The sequence below is a fragment of the Arthrobacter pityocampae genome (genome assembly GCF_002927275.1).
GTDB lineage: Bacteria > Actinomycetota > Actinomycetes > Actinomycetales > Micrococcaceae > Arthrobacter_D > Arthrobacter_D pityocampae.
This window is the reverse complement of record NZ_PRKW01000006.1, coordinates 125203-143655: the sequence shown is the minus strand read 5'-3', so window position 1 is coordinate 143655 and position 18453 is coordinate 125203. Positions and strand designations below refer to the sequence as shown.

Sequence of the window (18453 nt, the reverse complement as noted above, 5' to 3'; positions counted from 1 at the left end):
GTGGAACCTCCCGCTGCCCGCGCTTAAAGTGAAGACCCCCCATGCACCTGCCAGAGCCCGCTTACCCTTGCTACCTTCCGGTCCTGGGGGAGTTCACAGGATGACACCACATGAGGGGCCGGGAAATAGTCTACACAGTGGATCGGGTGGCATTCGACTCCGCGGGCCAGGCCTGCGGGAGGGCCGCCGCGGCGCCGGCGTGGCCCTGCGGAATCGGGGCGATTCGGCGAGAACCGGTTGTATGGGTATTCTGGTATCTGCTCCAAATGAGGAGGATTCGCCTAGCGGCCTATGGCGCACGCCTGGAACGCGTGTTGGGTTCACGCCCTCGGGGGTTCAAATCCCCCATCCTCCGCCAGTTCGACCAGCAGGACCCCGGCTCCGGCCGGGGTCCTGCTGCGTTCAGGCCGCCGACGGGTCCGCGGCGCCGGCCACGCGGCGGATGCGGTTCTTCGCGGCGGTCTCCGCTGGGCCCTCCGGTCCCAGCCCCAGCCGGATCATCCCGAGGACCAGCCGCACGGCCGGCCGGATCGGCAGCGGGAGCGGTCCGAGGGACGGCACCCGCAGGCCGAGCAGCTCGCGATGGCGCGGCTCCAGCGTGGCCACCGCGCCTGCGAACAGGATCCGGTAGCCGAGGCGTTGGGAGCGGGGCAGGGGAGGACGGCGGATGTAGGTCAGCGCCTCCTGCACCTGCTCGCTGTTCCTGAGGTCGTCGTCGAACGCGGCGAGCTGCGCCCGGAGCTCGCCGGCGGAGCGCGGCGGGTCCTCGAGGCCCATCAGCTCCCCGGCCTGCGCCCATTCCGCCACGTACTGGTCCACGCCGCCCGGGATGGGCCCGCCGTACGCCGAGTGCGCGGCCACGAAGGCGTCGGCGAACGCGAGGTGGACCCACCGGATCAGGTCCGGATCCGCCGCCGAATAGGGCTGCTCAACGCCGCGGCTGTCGATGTACGTCCCGTGGACCCGCGTATGGAGACGCTGGACGAACGCCGACCCCTCCCGGGCCGCGACCGTGGACCCGTACGTCACCGTGAAGATCCAGCGGATGGTGTTGGCGAGCCGCCCGAGGGGCTCCTCGCGGAAGCTCGAGTGGGCGTGCACGCCGGCCATGGCGCCCGGATGCAGGGTCTGCAGCAGCAGGGCGCGGATGCCGGCCACGGTGGGCGTGATGGAACTGTGCACCGTCCAGACGGCCGAGTCGACGGGGAAGTACCCGACGTCGTCGCCCTTCTCGAACTCGAACTGCCACTGCGGGATGGTCGGGTCGCCGTCCGTGAAGGTCGTCCGGAGCTGCGTCTTCCACGTGTCGATGATTCCCATCCGGTGACCCGTCCTGTCGGTGTCGTGCGGCCTGCCTCCGGCCGCCGTTCCTTCCAACGTGCCCGCGGGCCGATTTGCTCCGTTGAGGGAGGCCCATCCGCTTCGTGCGACGATACGAACACCGAGCACCACCGACCCCCGAGGAGTCACCATGCCTTCGTCCGCCCTGTACGGGATCGACCTCACCATGACCGACGGCAGCACGAAGTCCTTCGGGGAGTTCCGCGGCCACCCCGTCCTGGTGGTCAACGTCGCCTCGAAATGCGGCTTCACCCCGCAGTATGCGGGCCTCGAGGCCCTGTACGGCCGGTACGCGGAGGAGGGCCTCGTGGTGCTCGGCATGCCCTGCAACCAGTTCATGGGGCAGGAACCCGGCAACGACGGCGAGATCGCCGCGTTCTGCTCGAGGACCTTCGGCGTCACCTTCCCGCTGATGGCCAAGGGCGACGTCCGCGGGAAGGACCAGCACCCCCTCTACCGGCAGCTGACGACGTTCAGGACCGGGCTCCTGCCCGGCCTCGTGAAATGGAACTTCGAGAAGTTCCTCGTCAGCCGCGACGGCGAGGTCGTCGCACGCTTCGCCCCGACGGTCGAGCCGGATGCCCCCGAGGTGATCGCCGCGATCGAGGATGCCCTGGCACAGGACGCCGCCTGACCGGGGCGTGGCGGGACGCCGCCGGGTACGTCCCCTCCCGGAACGGCGACGGGCCCTAGCCGAGGGACGCGACGCAGCGGGCGAGGAAGGCGGCGCCGGCCTCCTCGTGGATGAGTGAGCCCTCGGTCAGGACCTCGTAGGGCTTCGCGGGGACGCCGTCGGCCGGCCGGACGTCCACGTGCGCGAGGTCGTACCCCTGCTCGTGCAGGTAGTCGGCCATGGCGTAGTCGGTGCGTGAATCGCCCACCGTCCGCCACGTGCGGGGGAGGTCCATGAGCGGCGCGACGAGCGTGAGGGCGCGCTCGGCGCCGAGGTCCTTGCCCACCCGGACGGACTCGATGTCCGTGGAGATGATGGTCGGGTCCACGCGGTACTCGATGTCCCCGTTGCTGTCCGGCTCCTCCCGGTCCAGCCGGCAGGCGCCCATGTCATGGCTGTGCATGATGTCGAGGACGTCCTCGTCGAAGGAGCGCTGGCCCTCCAGGTAGTCGGCGTTCGCCGCCTCGAGGGACTGCTCCACCGAGACCATGGCGAGCTTCGTCTCGTCGAAGAACATGAGGTGCGAGTACTTCTCCTCGACGAGGTCCCGGACGTCGTCGGCGAAGCTCGTGGGCAGCGCGAGCCCGCGGTCGGTGAAGACCTCCCCGGCGCCGTCGGCCGTGAACGAGAACCAGGTGGCGCCCTTCTCGCAGACGGCATGGAAGGTGATCCCGGCGGGCAGGCCCGCGGCGAGCATCGGCTCCATGACCTGCTTGCGGATGAACGCGTCCGAGCGGCCCGTGTTGAACACCACGGGCCAGCCCGCCGTGGCGAGCGTCAGCAGGTCGGCGATGATCCCCGCGGGGACCGTCCGCGTCACGGGGCTGGCCACCGGGCCGTCGACGTCGAGCAGGAGCCCCCGGGCGGGCCGTCGCCCGTCGGGGGCGCGCGGGGCGGGGGCAGCGGGCAGCAGATCGATCGGGGCATCCGTAGGCATGGCTCCATTATGTTCCGGGACGACGCCCGCCCAACATTCGGGACTGGTCCCGCGGACCACCGGACCGGACCGGCGTGAAAGACTCACGGCATGAGCGCAGGGTCGGGCATCGTCGTCGTCGGGTCCATCAACGCGGACCTCGTGGTCACGGCCGACCGGCACCCGAGGCCGGGCGAGACCGTGGCCGGCCGCTCGATGACGGTGCTGCCCGGAGGCAAGGGCGCCAACCAGGCCGTCGCCGCGGCCCTGCTGGGCGCCGAGGTCGCCCTGGTCGGCGCCGTGGGAGCCGACGCGTACGCCGACGTCGCCCTCTCCCTCCTGACGACGGCGGGCGTGGACCTGCGGGCCGTCCGGCGGACCGATGGCGCGACCGGGCTCGCGGTGATCCAGGTGGCCGGCGACGGCGAGAACACCATCGTGGTGCTGCCCGGCGCCAACGCCGGGATGACCCCCGACCTCGTCGCGGCCTCTGCCGGCACCATCCGCGCGGCCGGCGTCGTCGTCGTCCAGGGGGAACTGCCCGCCGACACCACGGCCGCGGCGGTCCGCCTCGCCACCGGACGCGTGATCGTCAACCTGGCACCCGTCATCGCCCTCGACCGCGCCGCGCTCCTCCGTGCGGACCCCCTGGTGGTCAACGAGCACGAGGGGGCGCTGGTCCTCGAGCGATTCGGACACCCGGTGGCCGCGGACCACCCGGGTGTCGTCGAGGGGCTTCTGGGCCTTGGCTTCGCGTCGGTGGTGATGACGCTCGGCGGGGCCGGTGCCCTCGTCGCCGACGGCGGGGGCCTCCACCGGGTGCCCGCACCGCAGGTGGCCGTGGTCGATACGACCGGCGCCGGAGATGCCTTCGTCGGGGCGCTCGCGGCGCGCCTCGTAACAGGTGAGCCGCTGGACGACGCCGTCCGGTACGCCGTGCGGGTCGGCTCCTACGCGGTCCGGCGCCCGGGGGCCCAGCCCTCCTACCCGACGCCCGCCGACGCCCTCCCCGCCGCTCCCCGGGCGTGACCGTCGAGCCGCGGGATGCCCGGCTGGCGGACGCGCGTTCCATTGGTCGAAGCAATTACCTACCCTAGAGGTGTGATCTTCAAAGCAGTGAGTGACGGGCGGCCGTACCCCGACCACGGATGCGTGACCCCCAAGGACTGGGCGGAGGTGGCTCCCCGGCAGGTGCGGCTCGATGAACTGGTGACCACCAAGACCACGCTCGACCTCGAAGCGTTGCTCGCCGAGGACTCGACGTTCTTCGGCGACCTCTTCCCGCACGTGGTGCGGTGGAACAACACGATGTACCTGGAGGACGGTTTGCACCGCGCGGTCCGGACGGCGCTGCACCAGCGGACCATCCTGCACGCGAGAGTCCTCGTCCTCGATGAGTGAGCACGGCTCGCCGCGCCACCAGCGGGCGCAGGCCAAACAGGACCCGACCGAGTGGCACGGCCAGCGGATCGTCACCGAGACGGACCTCGGCGCCGTGTTCGGCGAGGACGACGCCGATCGCCACCGCCGGGTACCGCTGCGGAAGATCTTCCACGGCGTCGTCCTCGTCCTGCTCGTCGGACTCGTGACCGCCGCGGTGTACTTCGCCGTCGGTATCACGCGCGGCGACATCAGCATCAGCATGGGGGCGCCCGAGACGGCGGCCCCCGAACCGACCCCGACGTGCCCCGCCGGACCGTTCGACTACCAGGATCCGAGCTCCGTCAACGTCAACGTGTACAACAGCACCAGCATGGACGGCCTCGCCACCACCGCTGCGACGCAGCTCCGCGGCCGGGCCTTCGCGGTGCGCGAGGTCGGCAACCGGCCGGTCGGCCGGACCGGCATGACGGCGATCATCGTCTCGGGCGAGGCCGGGCGCGACAACGCGTTCACCCTGCAGCGCACCATCCCCGACACGATCTACGTGACCGACGAACGCAAGGACCGGACGGTCGACGTCGTCGTCGGGTCCGGTTACGCGGGCGTCATCCCGCCGGAGCGGGTGGACATCACGCCCGCCGGGCTGACCTGCGCCCCGAAGGACGGCACGCCGGCTCCGGCGGCGTCGCCCACCGCCCCGTAGGCCGACCGCGGGGGACGACGTCGGCGTCGTCCCCCGCGTCGGTGTCGGCGGCGTCACACGGCGGCGAGCGACCGCTCGTCCCGCAGGTACTTCGAATACGCGGTCACGGTCAGGAAGGCCGGGAACTCGGTGCCGAGGGCCACCTCCTCGAACACTTCGCGGGCCTCGTCGAACCGGTCGCCGTCGAACCGTGCCAAGGTATCGAACTCCTCGTCGAGCAGATCGGCCACCCGCTCCCGGGTGATCACCTCGCCGTCGTCCGTGAGGGCGCCCGTGTAGATCCACTGCCAGATCTGCGACCGCGAGATCTCGGCCGTCGCGGCGTCCTCCATCAGGTTGTTGATGGCCGCGGCGCCGTTACCCCGCAGCCAGGACTCGATGTACCGGACCCCGACCTCGAGGTTCTCGCGGACACCGCGCTCGGTGATGATGCCCGGCGTGGCGGCGATGTCCAGCAGCGCGGCGTCGTCCGGACGGACGTCCTCGCGCAGGCGGTGGAGCTGGTTCGGGCGGTCACCGAGTGCCGCGTCGAAGACCTCCATGGCCACGGGCACGAGGTCGGGGTGCGCCACCCACGATCCGTCGAAGCCGTCGCCGGCCTCCCGGGTCTTGTCCGCCCGCACCTTCTCGAGGGCGAGGGCGTTGGCCTGCTCGTCGCGGCGGTTCGGGATGAACGCGGCCATGCCGCCGATCGCGTGGGCGCCGCGGCGGTGGCAGGCGCGGACGAGCTGCTCGGTGTAGGCGCGCATGAACGGCGCCGTCATGGTCACGGCGTTGCGGTCCGGCAGGACGAAGCGCGGGCCGCGGGTGCGGAAGTTCTTGATCACGGAGAAGATGTAGTCCCACCGGCCGGCGTTCAGCCCCGCCGCGTGGTCCCGCAGTTCGTACAGGATCTCCTCCATCTCGAACGCCGCCGTGATGGTCTCGATCAGCACGGTGGCGCGAATGGTGCCCTGCGGGATGTTGAGCAGCTGCTGGGCCTGGACGAAGATGTCGTTCCACAGGCGCGCCTCGAGGTGGTTCTCGATCTTCGGCAGGTAGAAGTAGGGTCCGCGTCCCTGGTCGATCAGCGTGCGGGCGTTGTGGAAGAAGTAGAGGGCGAAGTCGAACAGGCCACCGGCGACGGCGACGTCCTGGATGAGGACGTGCTTCTCGGACAGGTGCCAGCCCCGGGGGCGGACGACGATCGTCGGCAGCGTGTCCGCGGCGCCTTCGACCCGGTACTCCTTGCCCTCGGGCGACGTGAACCCGATGCGCCCGGCGAGGGCGTCCCGGAGGTTCAGCTGGCCGTTGATCACGTTGGACCACGACGGCGTCGAGGAGTCCTCCATGTCGGCGAGCCAGACCTTCGCGCCGGAGTTGAGGGCGTTGATGGTCATCTTGCGGTCCACGGGGCCGGTGATCTCCACGCGGCGGTCCTCGAGACCCGGCGCCGTCGGGGCCACCCGCCACGACGCGTCCTCGCGGATGTGCCGTGTCTCGGGCAGGAAGCGCGGGTCGGCGCCGGCCGCCACGGCCTTGCGTTGGCGGCACCGGTGGTGGAGGAGCTCCTCGCGGCGCTTGTGGGTGGCCCGGTGCAGCGCCTTGACGAAGTCCAGGGCCTCGCGGGTCAGGATCTCGCCCTGGCGCTGGATGGGCGGCGCGGTGAGGGTGATGCCGTTCAGGGTGTAGGTGTCGTTCATGGTGTGCTCCTGGAGGTCTGGGTGCCGGTTCGGGGTGCCGAGAGGGGTGCCGGTTCGGGGTGCCGAGAGGGTAGAAGTGACCGCCCGGACCCGGGTTTCGTGGTCATTCCTGCCCTCCCGACGGGGAGGGTCAGTGGAACTGCTGCGTCTCGGTGGACCCGGCGAGAGCGAGGGTGCTGCCGCCGGGGTTGAGGGCCGTGGCCACCTGGTCGAAGTAGCCGGTGCCGACCTCGCGCTGGTGCCGCGTGGCGGTGTAGCCGCGGGACTCGGCGGCGAACTCGCGCTCCTGCAGGTCCACGTAGGCGCTCATCCCGTTGCGGGCGTAGCCGTGGGCGAGGTCGAACATCGAGTAGTTGAGGGCGTGGAAGCCCGCGAGGGTGATGAACTGGAAGGTGAACCCCATCGCGCCCAGCTCGCGCTGGAACCGGGCGATCGTGGCGTCGTCGAGGTGCTTGCGCCAGTTGAACGACGGCGAGCAGTTGTAGGCGAGCATCTGGTCCGGGAACTCCGCCTTGATCCCCTCGGCGAAGCGCCGCGCCAGGTCGAGGTCCGGGGTGCCGGTCTCCATCCAGAGCAGGTCCGCGTACGGTGCGTAGGCCCTGCCGCGGGCGATGCACGCCTCGAGGCCGTTGCGTACGTGGTAGAAACCCTCGGGGGTGCGCTCGCCGGTGACGAACGGCTGGTCCCGCTCGTCGACGTCGGACGTGATGAGCGTGGCGGCCTCGGCGTCCGTGCGGGCGACGATGACCGAGGGCGTCCCGGCGACATCGGCCGCGAGCCGTGCCGCGTTCAGGGTCCGCACATGCTGCTGCGTGGGGATCAGGACCTTGCCGCCGAGGTGCCCGCACTTCTTCTCCGACGCGAGCTGGTCCTCCCAGTGGATGCCGGCCGCGCCGGCCTGGATCATCGACTTCATGAGCTCGTAGGCGTTGAGCGGCCCGCCGAACCCGGCCTCGGCGTCGGCGACGATCGGCACGAGCCAGTCCTCGACGGTCGAGGTGCCCTCCGCCCACTCGATCTGGTCGGCGCGGAGGAGCGCGTTGTTGATGCGGCGGACGACGGTGGGCACGGAGTTCGCCGGGTACAGCGACTGGTCCGGATAGGTGTGGCCCGAGTTGTTGGCGTCCGCGGCCACCTGCCAGCCGGAGAGGTAGATGGCGCGCAGCCCGGCCTTGACCTGCTGCACGGCCTGGTTGCCGGTGAGGGCGCCGAGGGCGTTGGTGTACCCGCCGGTGCCGACCTCCTCCGTGAGCTGGCGCCACAGCTTCTCGGCGCCGCGCCGGGCGAGCGTGTGTTCCTCCTGCACGCTGCCGCGCAGGCGGACGACGTCGGCGGCCGAGTAGTCGCGCCGCACGCCCTCCCAGCGCGGGTCGGCCGACCACTCGAGGTCCAGGGCGCGGGCCGCGTCCGCAGCCGCGCCCTGCAGTCCGGTGGAGGGGGTCGAGGGTGTGGGTTCCTGCGTCATTGCTGTCTCCTTGGTCGGTGGCCGGCTGCCCGGCGGGTGTGGAATCAACAATTCGCCACTTCTGCCGAGGTTCCTACCCTCCAGCCCTGGCAAGAAACGCAGTTCTTCGCTTACTGTCAAGAAATGACGACTCCCGCGTGGACCCAGCCCTCCTCCGCCACGCCGCCGAGTGTCGAGGGCCAGCCCCTGGACCTCATCAGCCTGGGGCGGCGCGTACGCCATCTCCGCAAGGCCAAGGGGCTGACACTCGACGAGCTGGGCGCCGCCGTCGGGACCGTGGCCTCACAGCTGTCCCTCGTCGAGAACGGCAAGCGGGAGCCCAAGCTCGGCATGCTCCAGCGCCTCGCGGCGGCGCTCGGGGTGACGATCGACGAGCTGCTCGGGGCCGAGCCGCCGTCGCGCCGGGCCGCCCTGGAGATCGCGCTCGAGCGGGCGCAGCGCGGCCCCCTCTACGAGTCGCTGGGGCTGCCGAAGGTCCGCATCTCGTCGAGGTTGCCGCTGGAGGTGCTGGAATCCCTCGTGGGACTCCAGGGCGAACTCGAGCGCCGGCTGAACGAGCAGGTGGCCACGCCGGAGGAGGCCCGGCGGGCGAATGCCGAACTGCGGGCCGTGATGCGCGAGCGGAACAACTACTTCCAGGAGATCGAGGCGCAGGCGCAGGGCGTGCTCGACGCCGTCGGATACGGCGCGGGACCCGTGTCCCAGCACCTGATCGCGGACATCGCCGCGCACCTGGGTTTCTCCCTGCACCATGTGGGCGACCTGCCACACTCCACCCGCTCCGTGACGGACCTCAAGAACCGCCGCATCTACCTCACGCAGTCGCAGCGGACCGACCACGACCCCCGCTCCGTGCTGCTGCAGGCGCTCGGGCACTACGTCCTGGAGCACAGGACGCCCGAGAACTACGGCGAATTCCTGCGCCAGCGGGTCGCCACCAACTACTTCGCGGCGGCCCTCCTGCTCCCCGAGCGCCCCACCATCGAGTTCCTCAAGCGGGCGAAGGCGGCGAAGGAGATCTCCGTGGAGGACATCCGCGACAACTTCGCGGTGTCCTACGAGACCGCCGCGCACCGCTTCACGAACCTCGCCACCGAGCACCTCGACATCCGCACGCACTTCCAGAAGACGCACAAGAGCGGGATCATCTACAAGGCCTACGAGAACGACGGCGTGACCTTCCCGCAGGACCACACCGGCGCCATCGAGGGCCAGCCCTCGTGCCGCCGCTGGACCTCCCGCGTGGTGTTCGACGTCCAGGACAAGTTCCGCGCCTACAACCAGTACACGGACACCCCGAGCGGCACGTACTGGTGCACGGCGCGCACCGAGCGGGCGGCGAGCGGTGAGTTCTCGCTCAGCATCGGGGTGCCGTACGCGCACGTGAAGTGGTTCCGCGGACGGGACACGGACATCCGCGAGAAGTCCTTCTGCCCCGACGAGTCGTGCTGCCGCCGGCCGCCGGCGGATCTCGCGCAGGAATGGGCCGGGCAGGCCTGGCCGAGTGCGCGTGCCCATTCGCACCTGCTCGCGGCGATGCCGCCGGGGGCCTTCCCCGGCGTCGACGAGACCGAGGTGTACGCGTTCCTCGCGACGCACTCGGGCTGAGGCGGCGCCTCTCGGCGCATGGTGCGCTTCACCGGGCACGACGACGGCCGGCCGGCGGCGCCTTCCGGTCCCCTGATGCGCTTCCTGGTCGCACCACGACGGCGGGCCGGCGGCGCCTTCGCGGTGCTTCCCGCACGCGCTGCGAGGGGGTCAGCCGCGCTCCCTGAGTGCCCGACGGCGGAGGGTCAGCGGGTAGGCGAGCCACAGGATCGCCTCCAGGACCAGGAGCGCCCCTGCCACGACGAGGCTGGCGGTGCGCCCCAGCACGAGGTCGAAGATCAACCACATCGTGCCCATGAGGACCACCCCCACGAGCGCTGTGGCCATCGGGATGGTCGCCGCGGTGTGCTGCACCAGCGTCCCCTTCACGTGCAGGCCGAACAGGGCCCGGTGCAGGGTGATCGTGGACAGCAACAGGGCCTGGATCAGGAAGGCCAGGCCTACCAGGCACAGGTAGACGGTGATCTGGAGGTCGTCGAGCTCCTCGAAACGGGACTGGAAGGGCAGGATCAGCAGGAACCCGGCCAGGATCTGGACACCGGCCTGCATGACGCGCAGCTCCTGCAGCATGTCCTGCCAGTTGCGGTCCAGGCGCTGGTTCCCGCTCTCGCCGCGCCGGTCGTCGCGGTCGGGACGCCGCCTCGACGAACCCGACCCGCGGGAGATGCCGCCCGTAGCCGGGGTGTCCCCTGCTCCGGTGCTGTCCTGTCCCGCGGCGGCGTCCATCACATGCCGGCTACCGGGTGGACCCCGCGCCGCCCTGCCAGACGGCGTCGAACGGGGCGTTGGAGGGGACGCGGTTGCGGATGCCCTCGGTCACGAAGGCCTTGGCGGTGCGGGCGGCGTCCAGCGGCGTCGCGCCCTTCGCGAGTTCCGCGGTGATCGCCGCCGCGAGCGTGCACCCGGCGCCGCTGACCGCGACCTCGCCCACCTTCGGGGCGGACAGGACCTCGAGCGTCTCGCCGTCGAAGTAGACGTCGACGGCGTCGGGGCCTTCGATGCGTACGCCGCCCTTGGCGAGGACCACGGCACCGCTCTGGCGGTGGATGATGCGGGCGGCCTCCTTGAGGTCGTCGAGCGACTCGATGCTGATGCCGGAGAGGGACTCCGCCTCGAAGTGGTTCGGGGTGACGAAGGTGGCCAGCGGCAGGATGGTGGCCTTGAGCGCCTGATCGGTGTCGAGGGCGGCGCCGGGCTCCTGACCCTTGCAGATGAGCACCGGATCGAGGACCACGTTGTCCCACGCCTGGCTCTTCAGCGCGGCGGCCACGGTGTCGATGGTGGCCGGGGTGCCGAGCATCCCCAGCTTGACGGTGTGCAGCGGGTAGCAGGACTGGATGGCCTCGAGCTGGTCGGCGATGACCTGCTGGTCCACCGGGACGAAGCGGTGCTGCCACTCGTTCGCCGGGTCGAAGGACACGATGCAGGTGAGGGCTGCGATGCCGTAGACGTCGAGTTCCTGGAACGTCTTGAGGTCGGCCTGGGCTCCGGCGCCGCCCGTCGCCTCGGACCCTGCGATGGTGAGGGTGACGGCGGGGGCTGCGGAGGGCTGGGTATCGGACATCGTCCTAGTCTGCCCGACTCGGCTCCACGGAGGCCACCCGATCCGGGCCGAGGATGTCGTCGAGAGCCGGCCCCAGCGTCGGGTGGTCGAAGATGAACCCGGCATCGACGAGCTTGCGCGGGGCCACCCACCGGCTCTTCAGGACCAGTTCGGCCTCCGTGCGGATGATCCTGCCACCCAGTTCGAGGAGCCACGCGGGGGTGGGGAGCCCGGCCGGGACACCGAGGCGGGAGCGGACGGCGGTCATGAGGGCGGCGTTGGTGACGACGTCGGGCGCTGCCGCATTCACGGGTCCGCTCAGCGACGGCGTGTTGGCGATGAACACGACGGCACGGAAGACGTCGTCGAGGTGGATCCAGCTGAACTTCTGCGTCCCCGGACCCATCGGGCCGCCGAGCCCTGTTCTCGCCAGCACGGTCAGTGGCGTCATCACGCTCCCGGGCCCGAGCACGATGGACAGGCGCAGTGCCACCTTCCGGGTGCCGGGTGCGTCGGCGTCGGCCAAGGCCTGCTCCCAGGCCCGTGCGACCGACACCGAGAAGCCGGTGCCGAGGTCGCCGTCGTGCTCCGTCTGGGGCCGGTCCGTCGCATGGCGGTAGATGGTGCCGGTGCTGGAGTTGATCCAGACGGGCGGCGGGGTGCCGCCGTTCCGGCGACACAGGGCGAGGGCCCGACCGAGTTCCTCCGTGGTGTCGACGCGGGAGGAGAAGATCGCATCCGCATTCCGCCTGTTGTACCGGCAGTTCACGCTGCGTCCGGCCAGGTTGACGAGGAGGTCGACGCCGTCGAGCGCGCCCGCGATGGCTTCCGTGTCTCCCCAGCGCACCGGCCCCGAACGGCCGATCGTCCGGACCTCCGCTCCCAGGGCGCGGAACCGCCCGACGAGGTGCGCCCCGATGAAGCCCGAGGCTCCGGCGATGGCGACCGTCCTGATGGTCGACGCAGGGTTCGCTGCGGGCACCGCTGCAGGGTTCGCCGCCGGGTTCGTTGCACGCTTCATTGCACGCGGACCAGCTTCCAGACGCTGGCGCGGGCGAGGGCGCCTGCGCCTCCGATGATGAGGGCGATGGGGAGGCTCTCGAGGAGCACCCGGGAGGGGGACAGCAGGGTGATGACGGCGAAGGAGACCAGGGTGAACGCGGCGAAGAAGACGCCGACGTGCACCCACTGGTTCGCCACGGGCCGCAGCAGGAGCCCGAGCCCGACGCCGAGGGGCAGTCCGGTGATCGTGCCGACGCCGACGCCGTACGCGAGTGCCAGCAGGAAGACGCCGGGGGCGGCGGGTCCCCAGGAGAGAGCGAAGGCCAGGGCGAGGGTCGCGAGTCCCACGAGGAACCCGACGGCGACGGCGCCGACCCCGAACGTCACCCGGCGGCGGGGGTCCGGTGTGGGCCGCCCGGCGTCGTCGTCGGACGTCATGGTCGGGTCGCCCGTCACTGCCGGGTCCCCCGGATCAGCTGCACGATGTCCTCGGCGATCTTCCGCACCACGGGGAGCCGGGAGAGGATCACGAGCTTCGAGATGAGCGGTGCGGCCTGGTCGATGAGCCGGCGGGTCCGGATCTGGTCGGGCGAGGAGTCGTAGACCCAGAAGAGGGTGATGCCCATGTAGGCGTACCAGAGGAGTTCGGGGAGGTCGTCGCGGATGGCCAGGGGTGGTTGCGGACGGGACATCGCCACGGCCTGCCGGAAGAGTGCGATGGCGCGGGCCCTGGCGACGGCGGATTCGCTGCCGAACGGGCTCGTCGTCGCGGACGGTCTGATGGCGATACCGACGAAGTTCGAGCCGAAGTCGTGGTACGGCCCCATCACGTCGACCCCCGTGTTCAGGACGATGCGCAGGAGTTCGCCGAGGTTCTGGCCTTCCCGCAGGCGGGGGAGGGCCAGCGCGCGGTGCTCGTCCTGGAGGGTGCGGTACAGCTCGTGGACGAGGTCGTCCTTCGAGGCGAAGTAGTAGTAGGCGCTGCCGGTGGACACGTCCGCGGCCGTGGCGATGGCCCGCATGGTCGTCTTCTCGTAGCCGTGCTTGCGGAACAACCGGAGCGCGGTGGAGACCAGCAGCTCCCGGGTGGCTTCGCTCTTGGCCGTCGGCGTGGGCATCGGTCTCCTTTTCGAACGTGTTCAATTCGGAGTGTAGCCCACATTTGAACACGTTCAATACCCCGGCGCGGGGCCGCCGCGGCGGGTGCCCGGACCCGTGGAAGCGTCTCCCCGGAACGGAGCCTATGCCCCGGGTTCAGGTGTGCGGAATCGCCCCTTGGACCGCCCGACCGCCGGACTGCCGGACCCCGGACTGGTGGTCGTCTGCCGGTCCGCCGGTGAGTCGGCGACGGGTGCTGGTGCTACGCGGCGAGGCGTGAAGCCACGCGGCGGAGCGTTGCTCGCAGCCGGGCCTCGAGCTCCGCCTCCCGGAAGAGATCGCTCCACTCGATGCGGAGGATCGTCCACCCCTCCTCCACGAGGGCCCGCTCCCGACGGCGTTCCTCGTAGAGCACCTCGTCGGTGGCCTCGGTGCCGAGGTACTTCACTCTGCCGTCGAACTCGAGCCCGACGAGCAGGTCCGGCCAGGCGAAGTCCAGCCGGTAGCACCCGAGACGCGTGGACACCTCCACCTGAGACACCGCCCGGGGAAGCCCGAAGCGGAGGAGGCGGCTGCGGGTCAGGGTCTCTCCGGGGGACTCCGCCAGGGGATCGGCGGCAGTCAGGACGGCGCTCGCCCTGCCCACTCCCGCCGCGGGCCCGAGCAGGTCGACGGCGGTCAGCGCCGCTCCGCGTGTGACGCCACGCGCCATGCACTGGTCGGCCACGATCAGGGCCTTGTCGAAGGGGAGCGTGCGCGCGCAGTCGATCGCGGTTCGCAGGAGCGAGGTGACGGGCAGGCCCTGGAGGAGGACGACGTCGTCGGCTGCCAGGTGCGCGCTGTGGTTCCGCACGTCCGCGCCATGGCTCGCGTTGGAGGTGCGGGTGGGCTGGGTGACGTGCACGTCGTTCCCCGGCCGCCACAGGTCCAGGCCGTGGAGGACGGCCGCCGTCTCGTGGCTGTAGACATGCCCGACGGTGTCCCGTCCAACCAGGCTGTGCTGGTGCGCCTGCGCCTGGAGTACGAGGCGCTCGACGGTCGAGAGGCCCGACCATTGCGCCTCCGGCACGTAGCAGTTCTTCCGCAGCCGCCGGAGTTCGCCACTGCCCACGAGGTGGTGGACGTGCTGACGGGACAGCCCCTCGTCCAGGAGTTCTCGGTAGCGCCAGAGGGTCTTCGTCGGGCTCAGCCGTGCGGTCATGCGCCAACGGTCCCAGGAACGAGGACGGCACGGTGGGCCGGAGGCCCGGATGTGCACAAGGTGTGCTCGACGGCGGCAGACCCGTGGCATCGGCCCAGACCCGTGAGGGCGTTACCCCGGGTCGGGGCACCCGCCGCGGCGGCCCCGCAGAAGAACGCCCACAGGGTCAGGCATAGTACCGACCCAGCACCTCGGCCTTCAGGTCGTAGAACGTGCCGTCGTCGAGGGCCGCCCGGGCGTCGTCGACCATGCGCACCACGAAGCGCTCGTTGTGGATGGAGATCAGCGTCGCCGAAACCATCTCCTTGGCCTTGAACAAATGGTGGATGTAGGCCCGCGTGTAATGGGTGCAGGTGTAGCAGTCGCAGCCCTCGACCAGCGGCGTGAAGTCCCGCCGGAAGCGCGCATTCGAGAGGTTCCACCGGCCGTCCGGCGTGTAGAACGCGGAGTTGCGGGCCACCCGTGTGGGGGAGACGCAGTCGAATGTGTCGGCACCGTTCTCGATCGCCGTGAAGAGGTCGTCCGGTTCCGAGATCCCGAGCAGGTGCCGGGGCTTGTTCTCGGGCAGTTCGTCGCTGCACCAGCCGAGGATCGTCCCGAGGTTCTCCTTCTCCAGGGCGCCCCCGATCCCGAAGCCGTCGAAGTCCATGACCCCGAGGTCCGCGGACGCCTTCCGGCGGAGATCCTCGTACTGGGCGCCCTGGATGACCCCGAACAGGGCCTGGTACGGGCGGTGGCTGCGCTCGACGGTGAGCCGCCGGTGCTCGGCGATGCACCGCTCGGCCCACAGCCGGGTCCGTTCGAGGGACTCCTCCTGGTAGCCGCGCGAGTTCATGAGGGTGGTGAGCTCGTCGAACGCGAACATGATGTCCGCGCCGAGCTGGTGCTGCACCTGCATGGAGATCTCGGGCGTGAAGCGGTGGCGGTCGCCGTTGAGGTGGCTCTTGAACCAGACGCCGTCGTCGTCGATGTGCGCGAGGCGCTCCTTGCCGACGGCGATGCGGTCGTCAGCCCCTGCCGCCTCGGCGCCCACGGGGACGTCCATCGAGATGACCTTCTTGAAGCCCGAGCCGAGGCTCATCACCTGGAAACCGCCGGAATCCGTGAACGTGGGGCCGGGCCAGTTCATGAACGCGCCAAGCCCGCCGGCCTCGTCGAGGATGTCCGCCCCCGGCTGCAGATACAGGTGGTACGCGTTCGCGAGCAGCGCCTGTGCGCCGAGCTCGGCCATCGCCCCCGGCAGCACGGACTTCACGGTCGCCTTGGTGCCCACGGGGATGAACGCCGGGGTCCGGATCTCCCCGTGCGGTGTGGTGATCGTCCCGGTCCGCCCGTGCCGGGGCCCGCCGCTCCCGGCCCCCGGCGTCGTGTCCTCGATGCGGGTGTGGACGGAGAAGGCGAACGAGGACTGCTGGGACTGTGGGTGCACCGTCCCATTTTGCCAGCCCGACGGCGGTGGGCCGGACCGCTACCGGTCGGCGAGCTGCGCGTTGAGGGCTGCGACGGCCGCCAGTTCCGCGGCGATGCGGCGCTCCAGCACGTCCCTGCTCAGGGTCTCCGAGCCGCCGTGGGCCCGCAGGTACAGCAGGACGCCGATGCGGAGCACGCGCCAGTCGCGTTCGACGTCGATCCGCCCGGACGTGGAGGCACGGAGGATCTCGGGGTCGTACACGTTGGGTTCGTTGAGCTGCCGTTGCCGGTACATGGCACTGGTCTTGGCGCGCAGCGGATCCGTCTCGGCGTCGTCAGCCGCGCGGATCGCGGCCGAGTACCGGAGGGAGCGCTCCTCGTCGTGCCGGGTGAGGTAGGCGGCGATCGCGAGGCCGCCCTCGATCCACTTCCAGCGGCCGAAGTTGCCGTCGAACGGCAGCTCCGCGAGGAGATCGGCGATGCTCAGGGCCGCCGCGGCATCGCCCTCGTCGACGAACAGGGCGAGCGCGAGCTGGTGCAGGTCCTGGAGGTTGCTGCCGGCCTTGAGGTTGATGCCGCGGGCCAGGCGCCCGGCGACGCCCTGGATGTCCGTGCTGTCGGGGTGGGCCTGGGCCACCTGAGCGACGAGCGCCTCGGGGGATCCGTGGTCGGCGGCGACGGCGGAGACCCCGATCTCGGCGTCCGCCGGCTCCACGTAGACCATCGAGCCCGTGGCGATCGTGATGCGGCGATCCTCGTCCACGGTCGCCACGACGAGCGCGGGCACCCCGAAGTCGTCGTTCTCGACGTCGACCGCCGTGACCGCGGCCGCCGCGTCTCCACCGGGCAGGGCCAGCACGTCACCGGCCGCCAGCATCTCCGCCGGGACCGCGCGCAGCCCTGTCCTGTCCACCCTGTTCACCATCATGTCCGTCGTGCCAACCTCTGCCTCTAGCCCCCTGGATGTTCCCGTCGCCCCGGTGCGCCCATACGACGATACGGTAAACGCGGAGCAGGGCGGGTGCCGTCGGGTCAGCGCCCCCAGCCGGCGTGGGCCAGCGCCTGGCGCAACAGGTCCGCGCGTCCACCCGAGAACTCGGCCTGGATCGAGGGGCTCAGCGCCTCGGACGGCGTCAGCCAGGACAGCTCCAGCGCGTCCTGCCGCGGGTTGCACTCGCCCGTGACGGGGATCAGGTACGCGAGGGCGACTGCATGCTGGCGGTCGTCGGTCAGTCCCGTCTCCGAGGGGGAGGGGAAGTACTCGGCGATCGTGAAGGGGACGGGCGACGGCGGCAGCTGGGGCAGGGCCAGCGGTCCCAGATCCTTCTCGAGGTGGCGCAGCAGCGCGGCCCGGATGGTCTCCCGGTACATGACGCGGCCGGAGACGAAGGTGCGCACCATCTCGCCCTGCTCGCTGGCCTGCAGCAGCAGCCCCACCTCGTTGACGTACCCGAGGGAATCGCACCGCACGGGGATCGCCTCCACGTACACCATCGGCAGGCGTCGGCGGGCCTCGTACAGATCATCTTCGGAGAGCCAGCCCGGGTTGGGGTCAGGGGTGCGAACGTTCATACCCTAGTTCTATCGCAAGTTCTCCCGCAGTGGCTCCGCCGGGGCCGGTGGCACGGGGTTCTTCGGCCCGTGGCTGAATCCGCGCGGACATGCACCGTCACAGGGCGGTGGAGCCGACGGCGTCCCGAGCCCGCTCGTCGACCCGGACCTCGGCGCCCCACGGGGCGGGGACGCGCAGCGATCGCCCGTGCTCCCCGTCGACCACGACAGCCCCGAAGCCGCCGCCGGTCACCCCGGGGAGGAGGTCCCGCACGTCGCCGGCGTACTCGAATGCCAGTCCGATCGCGGGGCGGGCGCCCGCACGGACGGCCACGAGACCCCCGTTCTTCGCCCGGAAGCTGTGCGGGGCACCGGCCTCGGCGGCGGTCCGGGGCTTCGCTCCGATGTCGTTCAGCACCGTCACGGCCGGTACGACGCCGGGCGTAGACCACAGGGCGAGGACCGTGAGGGGCGACGGCGGCGCGCCCGTCTCGCGCGGTCCGACGTCGGCGGGGAAGGACAGCCCATCCGGTGCGCTGATGTGGGCCGTCGGGCCGTGGCCGTCCTCGGCGGGCTCGACCCTCGACCGAGTGCCCGCCTCCGCGGTCCGGCGGGCGAACTCCCGCACGTCGGAGACGTCGAACGCGAGGCTCACCCTGCCGTCCTCGGCACTGCCCGGCGCGCAGGAGTGCAGGGCCACGCGGCCGCTCCCGGCGTCGAACACGGCCTCGTTCTCCGCGTCCATGCCGGCCTCGGAGCCGGTCGGCGGGGGATCCTGCACCGGGGTGAGGCCCAGCGCCTGCAGGAACCGGGCAGCACCGGGAAGATCCGGGGTCGAGACGACGGGACGGACGCGGAGCATCAGTTCTCCTGGGAG

19 protein-coding genes, 1 tRNA gene and 1 other RNA gene are annotated in these 18453 nt (G+C 71.0%); 6 read left to right on the top strand and 15 right to left on the bottom strand.

Annotation, left to right across the window (positions count from 1 at the left end; translation table 11 throughout):
* Positions 1-27: 27 nt before the first annotated feature.
* An RNA gene (ffs, locus tag C4K88_RS14635) (signal recognition particle sRNA small type) lies at positions 28-123 on the bottom strand.
* A gap of 147 nt (positions 124-270) precedes the next feature.
* Here ffs and C4K88_RS14630 point away from each other — a divergent pair.
* Positions 271-358, top strand: a tRNA-Ser gene (locus C4K88_RS14630).
* 44 nt (positions 359-402) lie between these two features.
* Here the strand turns inward: C4K88_RS14630 and C4K88_RS14625 are convergent.
* The gene (locus tag C4K88_RS14625) at positions 403-1320 is read right to left on the bottom strand and encodes an oxygenase MpaB family protein (RefSeq protein ID WP_104122370.1); all 918 of its coding nucleotides are present in this window, start codon (positions 1318-1320) and stop codon (positions 403-405) included.
* 151 nt (positions 1321-1471) lie between these two features.
* On the opposite strand from C4K88_RS14625, the gene C4K88_RS14620 reads away from it, so the two are divergent.
* The gene (locus C4K88_RS14620; protein ID WP_104122369.1) at positions 1472-1975 is read left to right on the top strand and encodes a glutathione peroxidase; all 504 of its coding nucleotides are present in this window, start codon (positions 1472-1474) and stop codon (positions 1973-1975) included.
* A gap of 55 nt (positions 1976-2030) precedes the next feature.
* Here C4K88_RS14620 and C4K88_RS14615 read toward each other — a convergent pair whose 3' ends face one another.
* Positions 2031-2951 carry a Cof-type HAD-IIB family hydrolase gene (locus tag C4K88_RS14615; protein WP_241521986.1) on the bottom strand — a complete coding sequence of 307 codons (921 nt, stop codon included), beginning with the start codon at positions 2949-2951 and terminating at the stop codon, positions 2031-2033.
* 90 nt (positions 2952-3041) lie between these two features.
* Here C4K88_RS14615 and C4K88_RS14610 point away from each other — a divergent pair, with 90 nt between their 5' ends.
* The 3 genes from C4K88_RS14610 to C4K88_RS14600 all read left to right on the top strand — a co-directional run bounded on the left by C4K88_RS14610 (position 3042) and on the right by C4K88_RS14600 (position 5016).
* Complete coding sequence (locus C4K88_RS14610; RefSeq protein WP_104122368.1) at positions 3042-3959, top strand: ribokinase; 918 nt, start codon at positions 3042-3044, stop codon at positions 3957-3959.
* Between the two features lie 72 nt (positions 3960-4031).
* Positions 4032-4331 carry a type II toxin-antitoxin system VapB family antitoxin gene (locus tag C4K88_RS14605; protein WP_104122367.1) on the top strand — a complete coding sequence of 100 codons (300 nt, stop codon included), beginning with the start codon at positions 4032-4034 and terminating at the stop codon, positions 4329-4331.
* Entirely contained in the window at positions 4324-5016 is a 693-nt protein-coding gene (locus C4K88_RS14600; protein ID WP_104122366.1) for a LytR C-terminal domain-containing protein, read from the top strand. The genes C4K88_RS14605 and C4K88_RS14600 overlap by 8 nt, the downstream gene beginning before the upstream one ends.
* A gap of 53 nt (positions 5017-5069) precedes the next feature.
* On the opposite strand, the gene aceB is transcribed toward C4K88_RS14600, so the two are convergent.
* Both aceB and aceA read right to left on the bottom strand, forming a co-directional pair.
* Entirely contained in the window at positions 5070-6698 is a 1629-nt protein-coding gene (gene aceB / locus C4K88_RS14595) for a malate synthase A (protein WP_104122365.1), read from the bottom strand.
* 130 nt (positions 6699-6828) lie between these two features.
* Positions 6829-8163, bottom strand: coding sequence for an isocitrate lyase (gene aceA, locus C4K88_RS14590; RefSeq protein ID WP_104122364.1), 1335 nt, complete (start codon positions 8161-8163; stop codon positions 6829-6831).
* A 123-nt stretch (positions 8164-8286) separates the two neighbouring features.
* Between aceA and C4K88_RS14585 the strand changes: the two genes are divergently transcribed.
* Positions 8287-9771, top strand: a complete 1485-nt coding sequence (locus tag C4K88_RS14585; RefSeq protein ID WP_104122363.1) for a helix-turn-helix domain-containing protein — start codon at positions 8287-8289, stop codon at positions 9769-9771.
* A 150-nt stretch (positions 9772-9921) separates the two neighbouring features.
* On the opposite strand, the gene C4K88_RS14580 is transcribed toward C4K88_RS14585, so the two are convergent.
* The 10 genes from C4K88_RS14580 to C4K88_RS14535 all read right to left on the bottom strand — a co-directional run bounded on the left by C4K88_RS14580 (position 9922) and on the right by C4K88_RS14535 (position 18438).
* Positions 9922-10497, bottom strand: coding sequence for a DUF6328 family protein (locus tag C4K88_RS14580; protein ID WP_241521985.1), 576 nt, complete (start codon positions 10495-10497; stop codon positions 9922-9924).
* A gap of 10 nt (positions 10498-10507) precedes the next feature.
* Positions 10508-11335, bottom strand: a complete 828-nt coding sequence (locus C4K88_RS14575; RefSeq protein WP_104122362.1) for a hydroxymethylpyrimidine/phosphomethylpyrimidine kinase — start codon at positions 11333-11335, stop codon at positions 10508-10510.
* A gap of 4 nt (positions 11336-11339) precedes the next feature.
* The gene (locus C4K88_RS14570; protein WP_104122361.1) at positions 11340-12335 is read right to left on the bottom strand and encodes a TIGR01777 family oxidoreductase; all 996 of its coding nucleotides are present in this window, start codon (positions 12333-12335) and stop codon (positions 11340-11342) included.
* Positions 12332-12772: a hypothetical protein gene (locus tag C4K88_RS14565; protein WP_104122360.1), complete on the bottom strand. Its 441-nt coding sequence runs from the start codon at positions 12770-12772 to the stop codon at positions 12332-12334. Before C4K88_RS14565 ends, C4K88_RS14570 begins: the two co-directional genes overlap by 4 nt.
* Entirely contained in the window at positions 12769-13434 is a 666-nt protein-coding gene (locus C4K88_RS14560) for a TetR/AcrR family transcriptional regulator (RefSeq protein ID WP_104122359.1), read from the bottom strand. The genes C4K88_RS14565 and C4K88_RS14560 overlap by 4 nt, the downstream gene beginning before the upstream one ends.
* A 242-nt stretch (positions 13435-13676) precedes the next feature.
* On the bottom strand, positions 13677-14615 hold the full coding sequence (locus C4K88_RS14555) for a hypothetical protein (RefSeq protein WP_104122358.1): 939 nt from the start codon (positions 14613-14615) through the stop codon (positions 13677-13679).
* Positions 14616-14781: 166 nt separating this feature from the next.
* Positions 14782-16044: a tRNA guanosine(34) transglycosylase Tgt gene (gene tgt / locus C4K88_RS14550; RefSeq protein WP_104122357.1), complete on the bottom strand. Its 1263-nt coding sequence runs from the start codon at positions 16042-16044 to the stop codon at positions 14782-14784.
* Positions 16045-16083: 39 nt separating this feature from the next.
* Positions 16084-16953 carry a DUF6707 family protein gene (locus C4K88_RS14545; protein ID WP_146065705.1) on the bottom strand — a complete coding sequence of 290 codons (870 nt, stop codon included), beginning with the start codon at positions 16951-16953 and terminating at the stop codon, positions 16084-16086.
* Between the two features lie 104 nt (positions 16954-17057).
* On the bottom strand, positions 17058-17597 hold the full coding sequence (locus C4K88_RS14540; protein WP_104122356.1) for an NUDIX hydrolase family protein: 540 nt from the start codon (positions 17595-17597) through the stop codon (positions 17058-17060).
* A gap of 97 nt (positions 17598-17694) precedes the next feature.
* Positions 17695-18438 (bottom strand): VOC family protein, encoded by a 744-nt coding sequence (locus C4K88_RS14535; protein ID WP_104122355.1) that lies wholly within the window; start codon positions 18436-18438, stop codon positions 17695-17697.
* Positions 18439-18453 lie beyond the last annotated feature (15 nt).

Excerpts from the sequence above, each read along its gene's own strand:
- C4K88_RS14625 (WP_104122370.1), bottom strand. The coding sequence starts at position 1,320 with ATGGGAATCATCGACACGTGGAAGACGCAGCTCCGGACGACCTTCACG.
- C4K88_RS14620 (WP_104122369.1), top strand. The coding sequence starts at position 1,472 with ATGCCTTCGTCCGCCCTGTACGGGATCGACCTCACCATGACCGACGGC.
- C4K88_RS14615 (WP_241521986.1), bottom strand. The coding sequence starts at position 2,951 with ATGCCTACGGATGCCCCGATCGATCTGCTGCCCGCTGCCCCCGCCCCG.
- C4K88_RS14610 (WP_104122368.1), top strand. The coding sequence starts at position 3,042 with ATGAGCGCAGGGTCGGGCATCGTCGTCGTCGGGTCCATCAACGCGGAC.
- C4K88_RS14600 (WP_104122366.1), top strand. The coding sequence starts at position 4,324 with ATGAGTGAGCACGGCTCGCCGCGCCACCAGCGGGCGCAGGCCAAACAG.
- aceB (WP_104122365.1), bottom strand. The coding sequence starts at position 6,698 with ATGAACGACACCTACACCCTGAACGGCATCACCCTCACCGCGCCGCCC.
- aceA (WP_104122364.1), bottom strand. The coding sequence starts at position 8,163 with ATGACGCAGGAACCCACACCCTCGACCCCCTCCACCGGACTGCAGGGC.
- C4K88_RS14585 (WP_104122363.1), top strand. The coding sequence starts at position 8,287 with ATGACGACTCCCGCGTGGACCCAGCCCTCCTCCGCCACGCCGCCGAGT.
- C4K88_RS14580 (WP_241521985.1), bottom strand. The coding sequence starts at position 10,497 with ATGGACGCCGCCGCGGGACAGGACAGCACCGGAGCAGGGGACACCCCG.
- C4K88_RS14575 (WP_104122362.1), bottom strand. The coding sequence starts at position 11,335 with ATGTCCGATACCCAGCCCTCCGCAGCCCCCGCCGTCACCCTCACCATC.
- C4K88_RS14570 (WP_104122361.1), bottom strand. The coding sequence starts at position 12,335 with ATGAAGCGTGCAACGAACCCGGCGGCGAACCCTGCAGCGGTGCCCGCA.
- C4K88_RS14560 (WP_104122359.1), bottom strand. The coding sequence starts at position 13,434 with ATGCCCACGCCGACGGCCAAGAGCGAAGCCACCCGGGAGCTGCTGGTC.
- C4K88_RS14555 (WP_104122358.1), bottom strand. The coding sequence starts at position 14,615 with ATGACCGCACGGCTGAGCCCGACGAAGACCCTCTGGCGCTACCGAGAA.
- C4K88_RS14545 (WP_146065705.1), bottom strand. The coding sequence starts at position 16,953 with ATGATGGTGAACAGGGTGGACAGGACAGGGCTGCGCGCGGTCCCGGCG.
- C4K88_RS14540 (WP_104122356.1), bottom strand. The coding sequence starts at position 17,597 with ATGAACGTTCGCACCCCTGACCCCAACCCGGGCTGGCTCTCCGAAGAT.
- C4K88_RS14535 (WP_104122355.1), bottom strand. The coding sequence starts at position 18,438 with ATGCTCCGCGTCCGTCCCGTCGTCTCGACCCCGGATCTTCCCGGTGCT.